Source organism: Lyngbya sp. PCC 8106 (assembly GCF_000169095.1).
Lineage (GTDB): Bacteria > Cyanobacteriota > Cyanobacteriia > Cyanobacteriales > Microcoleaceae > Capilliphycus.
Window position 1 is genome coordinate 23,288 of sequence record NZ_AAVU01000046.1, and the last position, 17,836, is coordinate 41,123.

General features: G+C 40.6%; 14 protein-coding genes. 7 read left to right on the forward strand and 7 right to left on the reverse strand.

Annotated elements, in window-relative coordinates:
• The first annotated feature begins 17 nt into the window (after nt 1-17).
• Nucleotides 18-3,869, forward strand: a complete 3,852-nt coding sequence (locus L8106_RS23930; RefSeq protein WP_009787072.1) for a hypothetical protein — start codon at nt 18-20, stop codon at nt 3,867-3,869.
• Here the strand turns inward: L8106_RS23930 and L8106_RS23935 are convergent, their stop codons facing one another.
• Nucleotides 3,870-4,325, reverse strand: a complete 456-nt coding sequence (locus L8106_RS23935; protein ID WP_156803810.1) for a VOC family protein — start codon at nt 4,323-4,325, stop codon at nt 3,870-3,872. It lies immediately after the preceding gene.
• 86 nt (nt 4,326-4,411) lie between these two features.
• Complete coding sequence (dprA, locus tag L8106_RS23940; RefSeq protein ID WP_009787074.1) at nt 4,412-5,584, reverse strand: DNA-processing protein DprA; 1,173 nt, start codon at nt 5,582-5,584, stop codon at nt 4,412-4,414.
• 117 nt (nt 5,585-5,701) lie between these two features.
• Here dprA and L8106_RS23945 point away from each other — a divergent pair, with 117 nt between their 5' ends.
• Entirely contained in the window at nt 5,702-6,814 is a 1,113-nt protein-coding gene (locus tag L8106_RS23945) for a patatin-like phospholipase family protein (protein WP_083798471.1), read from the forward strand.
• An 84-nt stretch (nt 6,815-6,898) separates the two neighbouring features.
• Here L8106_RS23945 and L8106_RS23950 read toward each other — a convergent pair whose 3' ends face one another.
• The 4 genes from L8106_RS23950 to sir all read right to left on the reverse strand — a co-directional run bounded on the left by L8106_RS23950 (nt 6,899) and on the right by sir (nt 11,473).
• The gene (locus tag L8106_RS23950; protein WP_009787076.1) at nt 6,899-7,759 is read right to left on the reverse strand and encodes an NAD(P)-dependent oxidoreductase; all 861 of its coding nucleotides are present in this window, start codon (nt 7,757-7,759) and stop codon (nt 6,899-6,901) included.
• A gap of 62 nt (nt 7,760-7,821) precedes the next feature.
• Nucleotides 7,822-8,319: a hypothetical protein gene (locus L8106_RS23955; RefSeq protein ID WP_009787077.1), complete on the reverse strand. Its 498-nt coding sequence runs from the start codon at nt 8,317-8,319 to the stop codon at nt 7,822-7,824.
• Between the two features lie 249 nt (nt 8,320-8,568).
• A complete protein-coding gene (locus tag L8106_RS23960) occupies nt 8,569-9,348 on the reverse strand; it encodes a 16S rRNA (uracil(1498)-N(3))-methyltransferase (RefSeq protein ID WP_009787078.1) in 780 nt (259 codons plus the stop codon).
• 67 nt (nt 9,349-9,415) lie between these two features.
• Entirely contained in the window at nt 9,416-11,473 is a 2,058-nt protein-coding gene (gene sir / locus L8106_RS23965) for a sulfite reductase, ferredoxin dependent (RefSeq protein WP_009787079.1), read from the reverse strand.
• Between the two features lie 232 nt (nt 11,474-11,705).
• Between sir and L8106_RS23970 the strand changes: the two genes are divergently transcribed.
• A complete protein-coding gene (locus L8106_RS23970; RefSeq protein ID WP_009787080.1) occupies nt 11,706-11,963 on the forward strand; it encodes a chlororespiratory reduction protein 7 in 258 nt (85 codons plus the stop codon).
• A gap of 38 nt (nt 11,964-12,001) precedes the next feature.
• Here the strand turns inward: L8106_RS23970 and L8106_RS23975 are convergent, their stop codons facing one another.
• A complete protein-coding gene (locus L8106_RS23975; protein ID WP_009787081.1) occupies nt 12,002-12,562 on the reverse strand; it encodes a DUF2854 domain-containing protein in 561 nt (186 codons plus the stop codon).
• 179 nt (nt 12,563-12,741) lie between these two features.
• On the opposite strand from L8106_RS23975, the gene L8106_RS23980 reads away from it, so the two are divergent.
• The 4 genes from L8106_RS23980 (at nt 12,742) to cobN (ending at nt 17,727) form a co-directional block, all read left to right on the forward strand.
• Nucleotides 12,742-13,002, forward strand: coding sequence for a hypothetical protein (locus tag L8106_RS23980; protein ID WP_009787082.1), 261 nt, complete (start codon nt 12,742-12,744; stop codon nt 13,000-13,002).
• 147 nt (nt 13,003-13,149) lie between these two features.
• Nucleotides 13,150-13,332, forward strand: coding sequence for a hypothetical protein (locus L8106_RS23985; protein WP_009787083.1), 183 nt, complete (start codon nt 13,150-13,152; stop codon nt 13,330-13,332).
• A 226-nt stretch (nt 13,333-13,558) separates the two neighbouring features.
• Nucleotides 13,559-13,840 carry a DUF3288 family protein gene (locus tag L8106_RS23990; protein ID WP_009787084.1) on the forward strand — a complete coding sequence of 94 codons (282 nt, stop codon included), beginning with the start codon at nt 13,559-13,561 and terminating at the stop codon, nt 13,838-13,840.
• A gap of 131 nt (nt 13,841-13,971) precedes the next feature.
• Nucleotides 13,972-17,727: a cobaltochelatase subunit CobN gene (gene cobN / locus L8106_RS23995; RefSeq protein WP_009787085.1), complete on the forward strand. Its 3,756-nt coding sequence runs from the start codon at nt 13,972-13,974 to the stop codon at nt 17,725-17,727.
• Nucleotides 17,728-17,836: the final 109 nt, after the last annotated feature.

Here is a 17,836-nt window from a genome sequence, read left to right on the forward strand (position 1 = left end):
GCTACGCTCTTAAAGTGATGTCTTCCCCTATTATAAAGTTTATTGAATTTCAAGTTCGGATTCGTAGCGATCATTCTGCCGTATTAGCCGGTTTAGAAGCCTGGTTAAATTTAGGGTTGTTGTCAGATGAACAAGTGCGTCAAATTTGTGAACATTCTTTCAGTGAACCGCTTCCACCTCAAACTTTAGATCTAACATCTCCATCACCGATCTCAGAGGAAAACTCTATTGTAGAAGCATCTGTTCCTGTCCGTCAACCTCAACAAAATACTGAGCTTAATAGCTTACCTTCCCAGTTATTCCAATCCCTCAAAGCAGAATTTAGCGTGCGCTGGCTGCTCTTTTTAGGATTATTCATGGTGTTGGTTTCGTCAGGGGTATTGGTTGCAAGTCGATGGCAAGAATTACCGACTATCGGACAATATGGAGTCTTATTAGCTTATACTTTGGGGTTTGGAATTGTCACGGTTTGGCCGGGTCTTCAGAGTCGCTTACCTCTAACGTCGGAAACTTTAAAATGGGTCACTTTACTCTTAATTCCACTAAACTTTTGGGCAATTGATGGGTTAGGTTTATTATATTCCAGTCTGGGGATTAGCATTGTTTCTATTTTTATTTTAACAGCTATTACGATAATTCTCAATCCCCGTTTGTCTTCAGGAGAACCCCAGGAAATACTGTTACAACGCCTACTTATTTTAAATCAACTGGGACTCAGCTATTTACAACTTGGCTGGAAAATTCCTAATATTCCCTTAATTGCTCTTTATTTCGGGATTATCGGGACGGGAATAGTCAGCTTTTATCGCCGCCAAAATTATCAACAGATTCGTTTAAATAGTCGTGAAAATCTTCCCTTAATATTTTGTTTAATTCCTATCGCCTTTCTCTGGTGGCGAATTATTTTTGTTGTTAATCTTGATCTCGCTCAATTCGCGTTAGCGTTGGGGTTAACGGGAGGATTATTATCCCTCTATTCATCCGTTTGGTTACAGCGATTTGCTTATCTATTTTTAGCCGTAGGTTGGCTCGTTTCAATAGAGACTAAACCGGAACAAGCCTTAGCAGTTAGTGGGATTGCACTCGTAATTTTTGGCATCAATTTAAGACAGTTTTGGCGACAACGAGATTTAGCTTTTATTTTTATTACTGGACTCCAAGCACAGTGGTTAATTTGGCGTTTAATTCCCGTCGAAAGTCAACAAAAAATCATTCAAACCGCTCTACAAATTACCCAATCTTCAGATGAACCCTGGATATTAATAGCTTGGGTTGGATTAATTGATTTGATTTTAATGCTCACACTAACAGACTTTATTCATCAGTCTCAGCATCCTAAACTGGCTCTATTTGGAGAACGATTAACATTAGAATTAGGAATCCTTTTAACAATTATTTCGCTGTTTGATCCGGTTGTGCGTTCATTATACTTATTAATATCTACACTCATTTTAGTTGTTTATACCATTCGTCGTCAACCTCTTAACGTTTTTCTCGTTTATTTCACCCATCTTACAGGCTTATTTACATTCGCAAGTTTTATAGACTTATATTTTCCTCAACTCTCTTTATCTCAATGGGGAGTTTTATCAATTATATTTATGCTTGGAGAATGGATATTCTATACTATTTCTACTCGTCAACAAAGTCTTCCGATAGCTAACTCTATTCTAAACAGTGCTTGGTATATCGGATTAGGATTAGCAGGTTTAAGTTATCAATTTTTATATCGTCATTCTAGCTATAATTTGAATGATTCATGTCCAAACTTGGCTTGTCAAGGGTTGAGTAAATGGGGAATTCTTTGGCTAATCACTCCAATTGCATTAACAACAATTGCTAGTTTAATACTCCCACGCCGACAGTTAGCCAGCAAATTGAGTATTGTTGCATTAGTAATGATACAACTATTAGTCTTTAGAATCCCTGGAATTCGGTTAATCAGTTGGGGAGTCACAACTGGATTAATGGTGTTGAATACTTACTATTTGCAGAATCAACTTTCAGCCACGATAACGGTTTGTTTTGGATTAACATTTTATGGATTTTTAGTCTGGGAAATGGTTCCCAATTTAACCTTAACAGGTGGATTAGTTTTTATTGGTATTGCTTTAAATGTACTCTGGATTATTCAAGCGAGATTAAACCGTTTATCAAGTTATATAGCGTCTTTGTATGTAACTGCGGTGGAAATCTGGACACCGATTTTATGTTGGTTTCAATTAATCAGCTTGACGTTTTATGCCATCGGTATTTATTGGCAACTTTTTAATCCGAGTGCTTTAGCTATCTTCGCAACAATACTTTCAATTATTGCTGTTGTTATTCATATTTTAAATCATCCTGAAACAGAAAATCAAGAACCGTATCCGCCCTTATTTATTTATATATTAGGTTGGGAAGTTGAACTTTTAATGGCTCATACTTTTGGTTTCACTGAAAATGCCCTGTTTAACTTATCAATTGCCAATCTAATTTTAGGATTAATTGCACAAGTTTTAGGAGATTACTGGAAACACAGAATAAGAATTCATCATCTTCCTCATCCCTGGCAAGTCTTACCTCTATTTTATGGGATTTTTGGTGCCGTTTTACGTTCATCAGAAAGTTTTGATAACTGGACAGGAATCAGTTTATTTATCCTCTCATTTATTTTTCTAGGTATTGGGCGGCGTAGCCCTGAGTTAAAACCTCTAACTTATATTGGTGTTTTTGGTGTTTCACTTGCCGCTTATCAACTATTAGTTTATAACTTATCTTCTTCCCCTCTTGCAGAACAATTTATCGCCTTTGCCGGGTTAGGAACAACAATCGTTTATGTGTATCGTTTATTCTCACCTCAGTTAATCCGTTATCTATATTTAAGTGAGACAGAAATCAAAATAATCGCTCATCTTCACTGGGCAATCAGTAGTTGTTTTTTGATTGCTTCTCTGCCTCTACCCTCTGAACTTAACTCTTTTCTCAGCTTAGGAATAGGTATCTTTTTAACTCGATATGCAATTTTTCAAGGACGTTATAATTCTAACACCAGAGAAGCTAATTTTTGGGTTTATATTGGATGTTTAGAAGCCGCAGCAATCGGTTACTTTATTAGTGATCTTTTAAATTTAGAAGGATTTTTAATTCCTTGGGGCGGTGCTATTGTTTCGATTATTGCTTATTTTCTCTATTTTATTTCTTGGGAAAGTTGGGGATGGCCGATTACACCCTGGCGGCGAGTCGCTATTTTTATTCCCATTTTAACCGTCATTTTAACATCGGTTATTGCCGAGTCAACGCTAGAATTATCCTGGTATTTTTCAACTTTTATAGCGATTATTTTATATTTAATTTTAGCTCGATTTTCTCAACAAATTAAACTCACTTATTTCAGCGTTGGATTAATTAACTTTGCTTATTATCACTGGCTATTTTCCACAGAATATGATCTGAATGCGTTGGGAGATACAATTTTACCGGGATTATCCATTTTATATATTGCCCAAATTGACCCCTATTTAAAACATCCTCAACAAAAAGTCCTACGCCATTGGATTAGAATCATAGGAATAGGAATGATTTGTTTTGCTGCATTGTTAACCAATAAAGAGACAGGAATTGTACCCGGTTTAGTGAGTATAACGGCTATTTTTATCGGCTTAGGATTAAGAATTAGAGCCTTTTTATATGTCGGAACTGCAATCTTTTTAATTAATGCAGTCAACCAACTCTTGATTCTCAACTCAATTTATTCCTTCTTAAAATGGATTGTCGGTTTTATTCTCGGTTTACTCTTGATTTGGATTGCAGCTAACTTTGAAACTCGACGAGAACAAATCGTAACCGCGTTACAAAATTGGATTACTGAATTAGAAGAATGGGAATAACTAAAGTGAGTTGATTTGAGAGTTTGTATTTTTGGCAAATATTTGACTTTCATCTTGAAATGATTTAAACTCTAATACATTACCACTTGGATCTTTGATAAATAACGTTGCTTGTTCACCGACTTGTCCCTGAAACCGAATTTGAGGTTTAATCAGGAATTCGACTTTTTCATTCTGCAAACGTTCAGCCAGTTTATGCCATTCATCCCATTCTAAAATCGCTCCAAAATGACGAATAGGAACATTTTCGCCATCAACGGGATTCGTTGAAACAACCTCGTCTTCTGATGAATATAAATGAGCAGTAATTTGATGTCCGAAAAAGTCAAAATCTACCCAGATGTCGCAACTTCGCCCTTCTGTACACCCCAATAAACCTTGATAAAAAGAGCGAGTTTTTTCTAAATCACAGACTGGAAAAGCAAGATGAAATCGAGGAAAAGAAGGGTTACTCATATTCATTTATTGTGATGTAAAGTTTTAGATTAAGTTTACCCTATTTTTGTTTAAAGTGGGTTATATTCTCTCAACTTCGTTTAGAATTAACATCGTTGATAACGCATTCCCGGTAACTGAGAAACTAACCCTAAAAGCTCTAATTGTAATAACGAACTAGAGACAATACCAGTATCTAATCCTGCTTGCTGAACAATCACATCAAAAGCTGTTGGTTCAGAATAAATCACCTTAAAAACTGTTGCTAGGTTGGGTTCTAAGGTTGGTTCTAAAGTTGGTTCTAAAGTTGGTTCTAAAGTCCCAACAGAAGAAGACGAAGTTTTGGGTTGTGATTCAAGTAATGATAATTGTTGCGGTGTATCCAGTTGAGGAATTGCACCCAGTTGTTCTAATAATTCTTCTAAATTAACAGGAATCAAACCCGCACCACCATTAATTAACTTTAAACAACCCTGTGACTTTTCATCATCCAAACGCCCCGGTAAAACATACACATCCCGACAAAAATCATTCGCCACATTTGCTGTAATTAACGCCCCAGATTTCTCTCCGGCTTCCATCACAAATACCGCCCGACTTAACCCCGCAATAATCCGATTTCGACTGGGAAAATGTCGAGGATTGGGCTTTGTTCCGGCTGGATGTTCACTCATCACTAAACCTTGTTTAATGACTCGTTCAGACAATTGACGGTTATCTTTTGGATAAATAATATCAACTCCCGTCCCAAAAATCGCTAGGGTTCGTCCACCCGCATCCAAACAACTTGAATGAGCTTCGGTATCAATTCCGGCTGCCATTCCTGATATAATTGTCAAGCCACTTTTCGCTAAAATTGTGCTAATTTTGCGAGTCCAACGTCGCCCATATTCAGAAGGTTCACGGGTACCAACAATCCCAACAGTGGGTTTAATTCCTTGATTTTCCTGAATGTCTATTGTTCCTCGATAATATAAAACAGGCGGAGGTGTTGGAATTTCCAAGAGTAAACGGGGATAATTGACATCAGCCGGAGTCCAAAAATAAGGGTTTTTTTCAGAGTGTTTTTTAATAAATTCAACACAGTTAAACTTAGCTCGTTGTTGTGCTACTTTTTCAACTGTCTGTGGCCCAAAACCTTCAACTTGTCGTAATTCTTGGGTTGAAGCTTCCCAAGCCGTAGCGAGATTACCACAATGTTGGCGGAGGCGTTGCAAAGCAATTGGCCCAACTCCTGAAATTTGTGACCAACAGACCCAATAATCTCGTTCTTCTAACACATTTTCACCTCCAAAGCCAACTTAAAATCGGTTCTCATTTGAGTGTAACTCAAAGAAGGGACTATTCAACGCCTCCTCTCGGAAGTTAGGTTAGGGTTGTAGTACAGCAGGATTGAAATGATGTCTCAACGTTATTCTATTCTTTCTCTTGATGGGGGTGGAATTCGCGGTTTAGTAACTGCTTTAATTCTACAAGATTTAGAAAACAAAATTCAACAACGGAGTCCAGATAAACAGCTTAAAGATTGTTTTGATTTGATTGCTGGAACCTCTACAGGAAGTCTAATTGCTTGTGGTTTGTCCTATGGCGTTTCTATCTCTAAAATTGTTGAATTTTATTCTTTAGATTCTGGATTTCCACAACAAATATTTCCGCCAACAATTCTATCTTATTTAACAGGATTTGTGAACCGCTTACATCTCGGTATTAGTCAACCTATGTATGATGGCAAAGGATTAGAAGCCGTTCTTCAGAATATATTTAAAACCACAACATTTGATCAATTAAAGATTCAAACCCTAGTCACAAGCTATGATGTCTATAATGGTCAAGCCGTTGTCTTTAATAGTAAGCAATCTGAATGTGAAACTCTCCCAATTTGGGAAGTTTGTCGGGCTTCTGCCGCAGCACCCATCGCTTTTCCCGCTCATACTATTGAAGATAAAACTTATCTAAGCTACTGGCAAGCCAAGGGTTACAAATTAACAAATAATCCAGAAAACAATCATCTCTGCATTCCCTTACTGGATGGAGGAGTTGCCGCCAACAATCCAACATTATGTGCAGTTGCAGAAGCAATTAAAGCTAAAAATCATCCCTCAAATTTAGTCGTTGCTTCCTTTGGTTGTGGTACTCAAAAAACAAAATCGATTAGCGTCAAAAAATCACGAGGATGGGGAGCTTTTGAGTGGATTAATCCTTTAAATGATATGCCTATTTTAGAAACAATTCAAGATGGTTCTTCTGATGTTATTGATCATATCTCTCGGCATCTGGTCAACTCCAATCACTATCACCGCTTTCAGCCCTGCTTTGAGCAAAAACATTCGACTTTTAAGGCAAATCAAAAAAACATAGATGCACTCAAAGAAGATACATTAAAATATATTCAATCCCCAGCAGTTCAGAAGAAGTTATACCATCTGGCGATTCAACTGACTGCAACTTCAGTATCCCCTAAGATTCAGTCTAAAAAGCAATCACTAGCTGTATCTTCTCACTTGAACTAATCTTGCTTCACGACCTTTGGTATTCTGAGTTAAACCCCAAGTTGTAGGTTGAGTTCAATGCCAGTACAGCCCAACCTACCCATTCTATTTTTGAGGTTTAATTCCTTCAAACAATGCTGAATAATCATCATCCGCAATTCCCAATGTCAGAGCGGTTTCTAACAATGATTTTACGCCTTCTAACGAACAGGTATTTAAGCCTAACTCTGCCGCAGCTTTCAGAAATAAATTGGTATCTTTCAGTAAATGCTTGGTTGGAAAATTAGGATTTGTATAATTCCCGTCTTGCATTCGTTGTAACTTTTTATCAAACGTCGGAGCATACAAAGCACTTTCACGGAGAATTTGCATAAACTTCTCGACATCTGCGCCCTGATGTTGAACAAAACTCAAACTGAGTCCAAAAGCGCTTGTCAAAGCAGCAATCAGTTGATTTAATCCTAATTTTGTTGCCGCAGCCGTCCCCACTGAGCCAATTAACACTGGTTCTCCCAAGTTTTTCAGCAAATCAGACCATTGTTGAAACTGCGCCTCTGTCGCCCCTACCATCACCTGTAGCGTCCCGCTTTTGACTTGGGGAATACTTCCGAGTACAGGTGCTTCTAAATACTCTCCTCCGGCTTCTGTTACCCTCTGTGCAATCGTTCGGCTTTCTTGGGGAGCAATCGTTCCCATCTGAATAACGGTTTTTCCAGGTAACTCCTGTTGCGACTCCGGGGATAACAATACCGTTTCAATCGCAGGCGCATCCGCCAACATCAAGATAATACATTCACTCGCCGCAATCAAAGACTGAGGAGAATCCGCCACTTGCACACCGTCCGCCTTCAGAGGGTCTAGCTTAGAAGCAGTGCGGTTATAAGCCATTACCTCAAAATTGGCTTCTACTAGGCGCAGAGCCATGGGTTGTCCCATCAGTCCAGTTCCTATTAAGCCAACTTTCATAAGTATAAAATTCCTTTGATGTCCGACCTTTTTATCTTAGCGGTGATCGGACATCTAACGCTTTATTCTTGTCGAATTGGCACTTTTTTGAGCAGTTCAGAACGAATACATCCGCCCATCCACGTCCATCCAGCTTTTTCTTCTTTGGGATTAAAATGAGCAACAACTTGATCACGATTGCTTTCGTAAAATTTATCAATCTCAGCAACCGCCCATTTACCCCAAGGAGATCTAACCCAAATTTGATCACCGGGGTTAAAAATTTCACCGGCTGGGTTTGTCGCTTGAGAAACTTCTTCTAGATGCTTCGGCTTAGGTCGAGACGGACGATAGGGCTTATCCGACGAGGAAGAAGAAGGTCGGGGGCGATGGGAGGGTTTTTCGGGGAGTGATAGCTTTGATTCTGTTTTTGATTCGGTCTGGGATTCGGGTTTTGACTCTGTTTTTGATTCTTTCTGAGAGTCAGTTTGGACATCAGTTTTGGCTTCTGACTGCTTGATGTCGTCGGGTTTCGGTCTGTTCGGTCGAATAACGGCGAGAATTTTGTTGGAGTTAGTCATTAATTTACTGAGCTTCTTGCGGCCAAACAACTAATGAAATTTTAACTATTTATATTATAAGGCAGTATCCTAAGTCGATGGCAAGACTCAACTTATAATATTCGTTGTTAAATCTTATACTTCCAGATAAAAACTGGATTTATAAGACGAGATTGATCAGATTAGATCTTGATTGATTTGATACCCATTTGATGAAATTTTTCCGGATAATTTTAGTTTATTTTACAGTGATTCTTGCAAGTTTTCCGGTTAAACTGACGAATGATTTTCAGGTTTCGTTGCTGTTTCCCAAATCGCACTCACATAAGATAAAGCAACAACAGGAGCCGTTACCGCTCGTAAGATCCGCCGTCCTAAGCTGACAGCCTGAAAACCAGAAGCGATCGCCATTTCCACCTCAGCACTTGTCCATCCGCCTTCTGGCCCGGTTGCTAGGGTGATTGAGTCGCAGGTAGATTGAGTGCTACTCATACAATCATACAAATGGGGCAGATCACCTCGCGCCAAACAAAGATAGGGCTGAGAGGTTGCAGCTAAACTGAAATCGGGGAAATCGGCGATCGCATTGGCAAAAGAAATCGGATCAACAAGAGTCGGGATAATTTGACGTTCAGATTGTTCTGCCGCTTCTCGGATAATCCGTCGCCAGCGTTCAACTTTCTGCGAACTGGGTTTTAACACCGTACGTTGAGAGATCACCGGAACAATTTCTGACACCCCCAACTCCGTAGAATACCGTACCAGATCATCAAATCCCGTTTTCGGCAGACTCACCCACAACTTCACGGCAATGGGTAACTCATTTTGTACTGAAATCGCTTCTAAAATTTTAGCGTGGGGAGAAGGTGCAGGCAGCATAACCTGTAATTGAGCTAACCACCAATGACCCCGGCCATCAATCACAATAAAGCGATCGCCTTGGCGCAAGCGTAACACCCGACCCAAATAGTGCTGTTGTTCAGCCGTGAGATCAATGTGTCGATTAGAAATTTGCGCCAGTGCGATCGCGAGTCTTTGAAGTTGAACCATTAAACGGTCAAAAATTTAGGCGATAGTTGTACACCTCTTGGGTTGAGCAACAATTTCAACAGGTTAGTTAAACTTGTTGTTGAGATTTCATGCGAGTGAGATATTCATCAATCGCTTGAGTGGCAATCTCTACGACAGGTTTACCTTGACGCTTCGATTCCTCTTTCAATTCCAAGTAAGTTTGATGGCGAACACTCACCCGATGTCGAATTTTATTGGGATCACCTCCATCATCCGAAGACGGTTGAGTGGAAATAGCTGCGTCTTGGTTGTCAATTGCTGTAACAGAGGAGGAGACTTCTGAAAAAGTCTCACGATCTGAAGTAACAGCTAGCTCTTGAGTCTGAATATTCATCGAGGGATTCAATGAGTAGTTGGTTACAAACTGACGGAGCGAGTCAAAACCCACACGATGGCAAAAATCCCCAAAACGTTCTGCTGGTTTGCGATCCTGTTTGAAGTAAACAAAAATCGGCTCTAAGAACGTTTCCAACTCACCAACCGCCAAGCGATCAACGAAAGGTTCAGCCAGTCGTGTTTGATCCCGAGAGCCACCCAACCAAACTTGGTAAGCATTAGGCGAACTTCCGACAAACCCTAACTCCGCCATGTAGGGTCTAGCACATCCATTGGGACATCCTGTCATCCGCACGACAAAATGCTCCTGTTCTAGGCCTACCTTGTCCAACAATACCCGAATCCGTTCCAGGATACTAGGGATAATTCGTTCTGATTCTGTAATGGCCAATCCGCAGGTGGGTAAAGCAGGACAGGCCATCGCATAACGCACTAACGGATCAATTTGAGTTTCCTTGAGAACCCCATGTTGATCGAGAATTTGTTGAATTTGAGCTTGGTCTTGGGGCGAAATTTCGTAGAGGATGATATTGTGATTCCCCGTCAGCAAGATCGGCAGTTGAAACTGCGGTACGATTTCTTTTAATGCTGCTTTTAGTCGAAAGTCTCCCTCGTCTTTAACGCGACCATTTTCGACGGAAATTCCCAGAAAGAGTTTACCATCGCCCTGTTCATGCCACCCTAAGTAGTCTTGATATTTCCAAGGGGGTAGAGGTTTGTAAGGTTGTAAGGTTTTGCCAAAATATTCTTCGACTTTGACTTTAAATTTTTCGACTCCCCAATCATGGATCAGATATTTCATCCGAGCATGACGACGGCTTTGGCGATCGCCGTAATCTCGTTGAGTGGCGACAATTGCCTTGACAAAATCATAGATATCTGCTTTTTCAACAAATCCTAGCTCGTCACCAATTCGCGCAAAGGTTTCTTCTTTGTTGTGGGTGCGTCCCAAACCGCCCCCGGCGATCACGTTAAACCCTTCGAGTTCTCCAGCTTCGTTGGTGATCACAACTAAACTGACATCTTGGGTATACAGATCCACCGAATTATCTCCGGGAACTGTAACCGCACATTTAAACTTGCGCGGCATATAATGCTCACCATAGATCGGTTCTTCCGACTCGCTGACGATGGTACCATTGCCATTGCGTTGACGAGCCGCTTTGACTTCGGGGTTTTCTTCTGCACTAATGACTTTTTCACCATCGAGCCAAATTTCATAGTAGGCGCCGGTTTGTGGGGTGAGTAAGTCGGCGATATTATTGGCGTAGAGACGAGCGTATTCGTACTCCCGACGATTTCGATAGGGAGCCGGAGGAGCCATAACGTTGCGGTTGAGATCTCCACACGCTCCTAAAGTTGATCCCATACTCTGGATAATTGAAGACAAAACCGTTTTCAGGTTCTTTTTCAAAATCCCATGCAGTTGAAAGCCTTGGCGGGTTGTTGTCCGTAAGGTATTATTGCCGTATTCTGAGGCTAGAGCATCTAGAGTCAGGTACAGTTCGGGCGGCACAAACCCACCAGGATTTCGGGTTCGCAACATCATCTGATAATCTTTTTCCTGACCTTTGGTGCGATTATCCCGATTGTCTTGTTGATAGGAACCGTGAAATTTTAAGATTTGAATGGCATCGCCACTAAAGAAGTTTTCGTCGTTAAACAGTTCGCTGGCTAGAGGTTCTCGCAGATAGTTGCTGCGTTCTTTAATGCCTTCGAGCTTAGAGAGTTTACGATCCTGTGTCGGTGAATTTACAGAGGTAGTCATAGAAATACGTCGTACCAGTTTTAACCACAATTCGTGAGGGGGGTTGAACCTTCTCTCTGATTGCCGTTGAAGACAGCTCAACCCAGGTGAGTCAGAGAAACTCCGGTAATCCGATCGGGATTGTCAGGAATCAATTTAATCCTATCACGTTACACTTGGACATTTTCTCCCATTGTCAGGGGGGCAAGCCTAAGTCACAATCAAATATTAAGAGTTAACAAGTATTACAACAATGCCTGATTCGATCATGTACTCCGAAGACCATTATGTGGTTTTAGAGCCAAATCAACCCGAGCAGTTCCTCACAACGACTGAACTTATACAAAAACTTGAATCTATTTTGTCAGACAGACAGGATGACTTACCGCGAGAACTACAAAAGTTTTCGACTGTCTCCCAACAAGTCCAATATCTGCTGAATACTTGTTGTGACTTTGATCTTGGCCCCGGAAAATACCTTCAGTGGTATGCGGTTAGATTAGAGAAATAGACCTGTATTCGGTCTGTTTACAATGGAGTATTCACGAATTAGGCTTGGGGTATGGTGATCAAAGCCAACTCAATTTCTTCTTCTTCTTGTTCCTGAGATTGAGTGATCTCTGCCCGAATATTGGGGCCAAAAAATTTGGTCAGTTTTTCCTGTTTTTCTTGCCAAGCTTCTAAGGACACAAACGGGGAGTCAAACTCCAATACTAAAACATAAGCCCCGTCTACCTCTACTTCTCGCAAGCCTTGGAGTTGAGGATGTTCGTCATCATTTGCCCCTAGTCCTAAGCGTTCAAGAGCGTCAATTAAATGAGCCGTCTGGCCATAGCGATAACGGGTAATATCCTTACGAACTTGATTTTGGGTTTCGGTTGCTTGTTGTTCTCGCAAAGCTAAGACTTCCGGCGATGTCGGTTGGGAATAGGGAACAGGTTCCAACTCAGCCGCTTTTAATGCGAGTCCTCCCAATAAAATCGGAATGCCATAAAAGAAGCCTGCTAAATTTAGGGTTGCATAGTCTTTAAAATAGGCAACAAATCCGACAGCAGTGAGTAGTCCTCCGAAGATCAAACCCACTTGAGCTAAAGATGTTTGACGTAACATATATGTTAAGGTAGTCCGCGTAGATTCACTATTGATGATATACCCATCATGCCGTTTGATTGAGGAGATCCCAACTTCATCTCAGCGGTGATTTATAGGAAATCTCACACCAGCTCAATGAGTTTAACCCTCGTTAGCTGTTCCTTCTCCCTCTCTGCCCTCGTTACCCAACCCTCAACATGACTAGAGATAATGAGCTATCCACTGCCCACGTTGAGCGTAAGCTCCTAGAGGAGATTGACTCTCTTAGAAAGGAAGATGAACGGTTGTACAATATTCTCGCCATTGATATCTGGGCATTGGCTAAGACAATGGATGAGCTACAACCCGGTTTTTGGGGCGCGTTTATGAAAAATCGCGAGAAAGCTCTGAAACGATATTTAGCGGAAATGACCAAAAATAAACCGACAGATAGCAAACGCCCCCCTTTTCTGCGTTAGTGACTGCGGGTTGAACGATGTTTAACGCATCCTGAATTGAGATCTAGGGGCATTTTGTCGTCATAGGTGATCTTGGCGATCTCCTTTGCAGTTTGCAGTGCTTGCCGCTATATATTATAGATTATGAGGTCACAAAGGAAATAGAAAATGGACTCTAATACAATTCGAGAGCGAATTACTCTGATTGAGGGTAAGCGAGAGTCTCTAGTCAAACTACTAGAGAAACCGGATTTAGGAACACTGAGAATTGATGTCAATCAAGCGATTGAAGAAATTGATGAACTGCTCGAAGAATTCAAACGCACCTTTCCAGATGCCGACCAAAATTAACTCTAGAATTAACTTTCTGTAAATCTATAATCGTACTTGTCCTGTTGAAATCGAGTTTATCGAGTTCTGGCTGATATTCTCTGTACTTCAGAAAGTTAGGAAGGCAAGTATTGAATCTTAGATTACTTATTTCTAGAATCCTTTTCCCGTAGAGAAACCTATTCTCACACTCTACGGGAAACTTAAATTTATATCTGCTATTTTCCATTTTTAATCTGAGTTGACCATGAGTAATCAAGACCAAACACATCCCCAATATAAAAGCGATCGCGCGACAGTCGAGAGTTTAATTCAAGGTCAACAAACTGAATATAATCTCGCTGAATTGGCTCGTTTGAAAATTCGTTATCGAGGGTTTCCCGGTGCCAGAGATATTCAAAAAGATTTAGAAAAAATTATGCAAAACTGGCAATTAACTGAGGAAACTCTCTTTGAAAAAACTCGTGAAATACACGCCAAAGGGAAAGTATACACAGGGGGAAAAGAAGAACAAGAAGATTGGCTTTAATTCAGGAAAAAGCTTACAGTCACCAGTGTTTTTCTGTCACCCTAACTAAAATGAAGGAGATCAAATATTTTTTTCTCCGCTGAGAATGACAGGTCAAAAAAATCTAATTATTTCAATAGAGAACAGTATAAATGCACCGAATTTCTGCAACACCGGGCGGCTGGACTCCTGACACAGAAGGAGTAATTTTCATCGAACAAACACCTGCACCGATTATTTTTTTAACCGCAGCAGATACCGATATTCAAACCCTCGCTACCGCAGTTGATCAACTTCCAAAGAATTTTCCCGCCCTCCGAGTAGCTAACCTTTTACAACTCCAACAACAGTTAACTATCGATACTTATGCTGAGGATATTTTAACTCAAGCAAAAGTTATTATCATTCGACTCTTAGGCGGACGTTCTTATTGGAATTATGGCTTAGAAGTTGTTGAAGAAACAGTAGAAAAAACGGGTGCAAAATTAATCATCCTTCCCGGAGATGATCGCCCCGATCCTGACTTAATGAGTCATTCAACCGTTTCTCTCAAAACCGTTAATCAACTTTGGCATTATTTCACCGAAGGCGGAATTGAGAACTATACAAACGCTTTATTATTTATTGCTAAAACTTGTTTAAATCAACCCCATAATTATCAGCCTCCCGTTTCTGTTCCTCGTGTCGGAATTTATCAAACTCAAACCCTAAAAAAAACAGAGAATCCTCATGTCGGTTTACTCTTTTATCGCGCCCATTATCTCTCTGGAAATGTTCGCCCCATAGAAGCCCTTTGTCAAGCTTTAACCGAACGTAATTTAAACCCAATCCCTGTATTTGTCTCCTCTTTGCGTGATCCAGATGTTCAAGCCGAAGTAATCACCGAACTGCAAAAAAACAGCAATAATCAGATTGAAATCCTTCTCAATACAACCAGTTTTTCCATTGCTTCAATTTCCGAAGATTCTACCGTCAATTCTCCCCTTTTTAGCTTAGATATTCCCATTTTACAAGTCATTTTCAGCAGTCAAACCATTCAACAATGGGAAGCCGATTTTCAAGGACTTTCGCCCCGAGATGTGGCGATGAATGTCGCGTTACCCGAAGTCGATGGACGTATTATTACTCGCGCCGTTTCCTTCAAAGCTGTAGAAACTTGGAATTCGCAGTTAGAAACCGATGTAATTGGGTATATTCCAGTTAATAATCGTATACAATTTGTAGCCGATCTCGCCGCAAATTGGGTGAAATTACGCCAAAAAAAAGCTACAGAAAAACGTATTGCGATCATTCTCGCCAACTACCCCACCGCAGATGGACGACTAGCTAATGGAGTGGGGCTTGACACACCCGCCAGTTGTGTGCATATCTTCACAGCATTGCAACAAGCAGGATACGATATTCAAAACTTCCCTAACACCGGAGAAGAACTCATTCAACGCTTAACTTCTGGTATTACCAATGATCCCGAAGGACGAGAACTAAGAACTATTCAACAGTCATTAAATTGGGAAGATTTTCAACAGTATTTTGATCAACTTCCAAGTTCCATACAAACCGCAATTTGTCAACGCTGGAAGCCTGATTTCTCTGAAACTTCTCATCCTAAACTATTCCCAATTGCCGGAATTCAACTGAATAATATTTTTGTCGGAATTCAACCCAGTCGCGGCTATGATCGCGATCCCAGTTTAAACTATCATGCCCCAGATTTAGAACCGACTCCCGACTATTTAGCCTTCTATTATTGGCTACGATATCAATTTCAAGCTGATGCTATTATTCATGTCGGAAAACATGGTAATTTGGAATGGTTGCCGGGAAAAAGTGTGGGATTATCTGAAACTTGTTACCCTGAAATTGCCCTCAGCGCTATGCCTCATTTATACCCCTTTATTGTTAACGATCCGGGGGAAGGTTCACAGGCTAAACGTCGTTCTCAAGCCGTCATTTTAGATCATCTTACACCGCCTCTAACTCGGGCTGAACTCTACGGATCATTACAGCAGTTAGAAGGGCTAGTCGATGAATATTATGAAGCACAAAGTTTAGATCCATCTCGGCTACCGATGATTAAAAATCGTCTGCAAGATTTGATTAAAACAGAAAATTTAAACCAAGATTTGGGCTTGGCTGAACATCAACTCGATCCACAAACTTTAAACACAATTGATGGTTATTTATGTGAACTCAAAGAAGCACAAATTCGAGATGGTTTACATATTTTTGGGCAATGTCCGACTGGGCGACAGTTAAGAGATTTAATCCTGTCAATTGCCCGAAATCCAAGTTCTCAGCGTTTAGGACTAACTCGGGCGATCGCTGAAGATTGGCAATTAGAATTTGACCCCCTAACAACGGATTTTTCGGAATTTTTAAACCCCAACTTAACTTTACAAAATCAAGTTTGTCTCACGGTTGGCGATGCGGTTGAGGTGATAGAAAACCACGCAGCCAGTTTAGTTGAAAAAATCATCGCAGGGGAAACAGTAAACACTGGACAATTAACCCAAAAAGAGTTACAATGGATCGAGAAAAAACTATTGCCGAACCTGCAAAAAACCCATCAAGAAATCACTCACTTATTAAAAGGCTTAGAAGGGCGATATATTCCCAGTGGTTCATCCGGTGCGCCCACAAGAGGAAGACCTGATGTTTTACCCACTGGACGGAACTTTTATTCAGTTGATATTCGGGCTATTCCCACAGAAACAGCATGGAGAGTGGGTCAACTCGCAGCAGACGCTTTAATTGAACGTTTTACTCAAGAAAATGGTGAATATCCACAAACATTAGGACTGTCTGTTTGGGGAACTTCTACGATGAGAACCGGAGGCGATGATATGGCGGAGGCGTTGGCGTTATTAGGGGTTCAACCCGTGTGGGATGGGCCTTCTCGTCGAGTCGTTGATTTTGAGATTTTACCTATTTCTATTTTGGGGCGTCCGCGTGTTGATGTGACGTTAAGAATTTCCGGTTTTTTCCGAGATGCGTTTCCGAATTTAATTGATTTATTTGATCAAGCAGTTGTGGCGGTTTCTCAACTCGATGAACCTCCAGAATTAAATCCTTTAGCCGCACAAGTTCAGCAAGAAACAGAAGTTTTAATGACAACAGGATTAACCAAAGAACAGGCTGAAATTCGTTCTCGTTATCGTGTTTTTGGTTCCAAACCCGGTGCTTATGGGGCGGGTTTACAAGGGTTAATTGCATCTCAAAATTGGACGGATGAACAGGATTTAGCTAGGGCTTATATTAACTGGAGTAGTTACGCTTATACAAGTCAATCTAATGGGACGAGTCAGAGTAAGTTGGGGGGAGTTTCGGCACCGGAAGCCTTTAAAAATCGTCTCCAACAAATGCAGATTGTTTTGCATAATCAAGACAACCGAGAACATGATATATTAGACTCGGATGATTATTATCAATTTCAAGGCGGTTTAACGGCGTCTGTTCGGGCAATTACCGGGAAAAATCCACATACTTATTTTGGTGATAATGCTCAACCGGAACGTCCGAAAGTGCGACAATTAAAAGAGGAAATTGCCAAAGTTTATCGATCTCGGGTAATTAATCCCAAATGGATAGCCGGAGTGATGCGACATGGGTATAAAGGGGCGTTTGAAATGGCGGCAACGGTAGATTATTTGTTTGCCTATGATGCAACGACAAACTGTGTGGAAGATTTTATGTATGAAGGGGTAGCTAAAGCTTATTTGTTGGATAAAACGGTACAGAAATTTATCCAAGAAAAAAATCCTTGGGCGTTGCGAGATATGGCTGAACGTTTGTTAGAAGCCAATCAACGGGGTTTGTGGCAAGCGTCAAATCAGGCAATGCTAGAGGATTTGAGAACGATAGTACATGAAGCCGAAGGTGCCGTTGAAGCTGTTAACTCCGGGGGATGAGTGGCAGTGTATCTGAAATGAAAAATCAAGACTATATATACATCTAAAGTCATCTATCAGATTAATTATAGTTATCATATCAGGAATGATAGATTAAAATAATTTGATA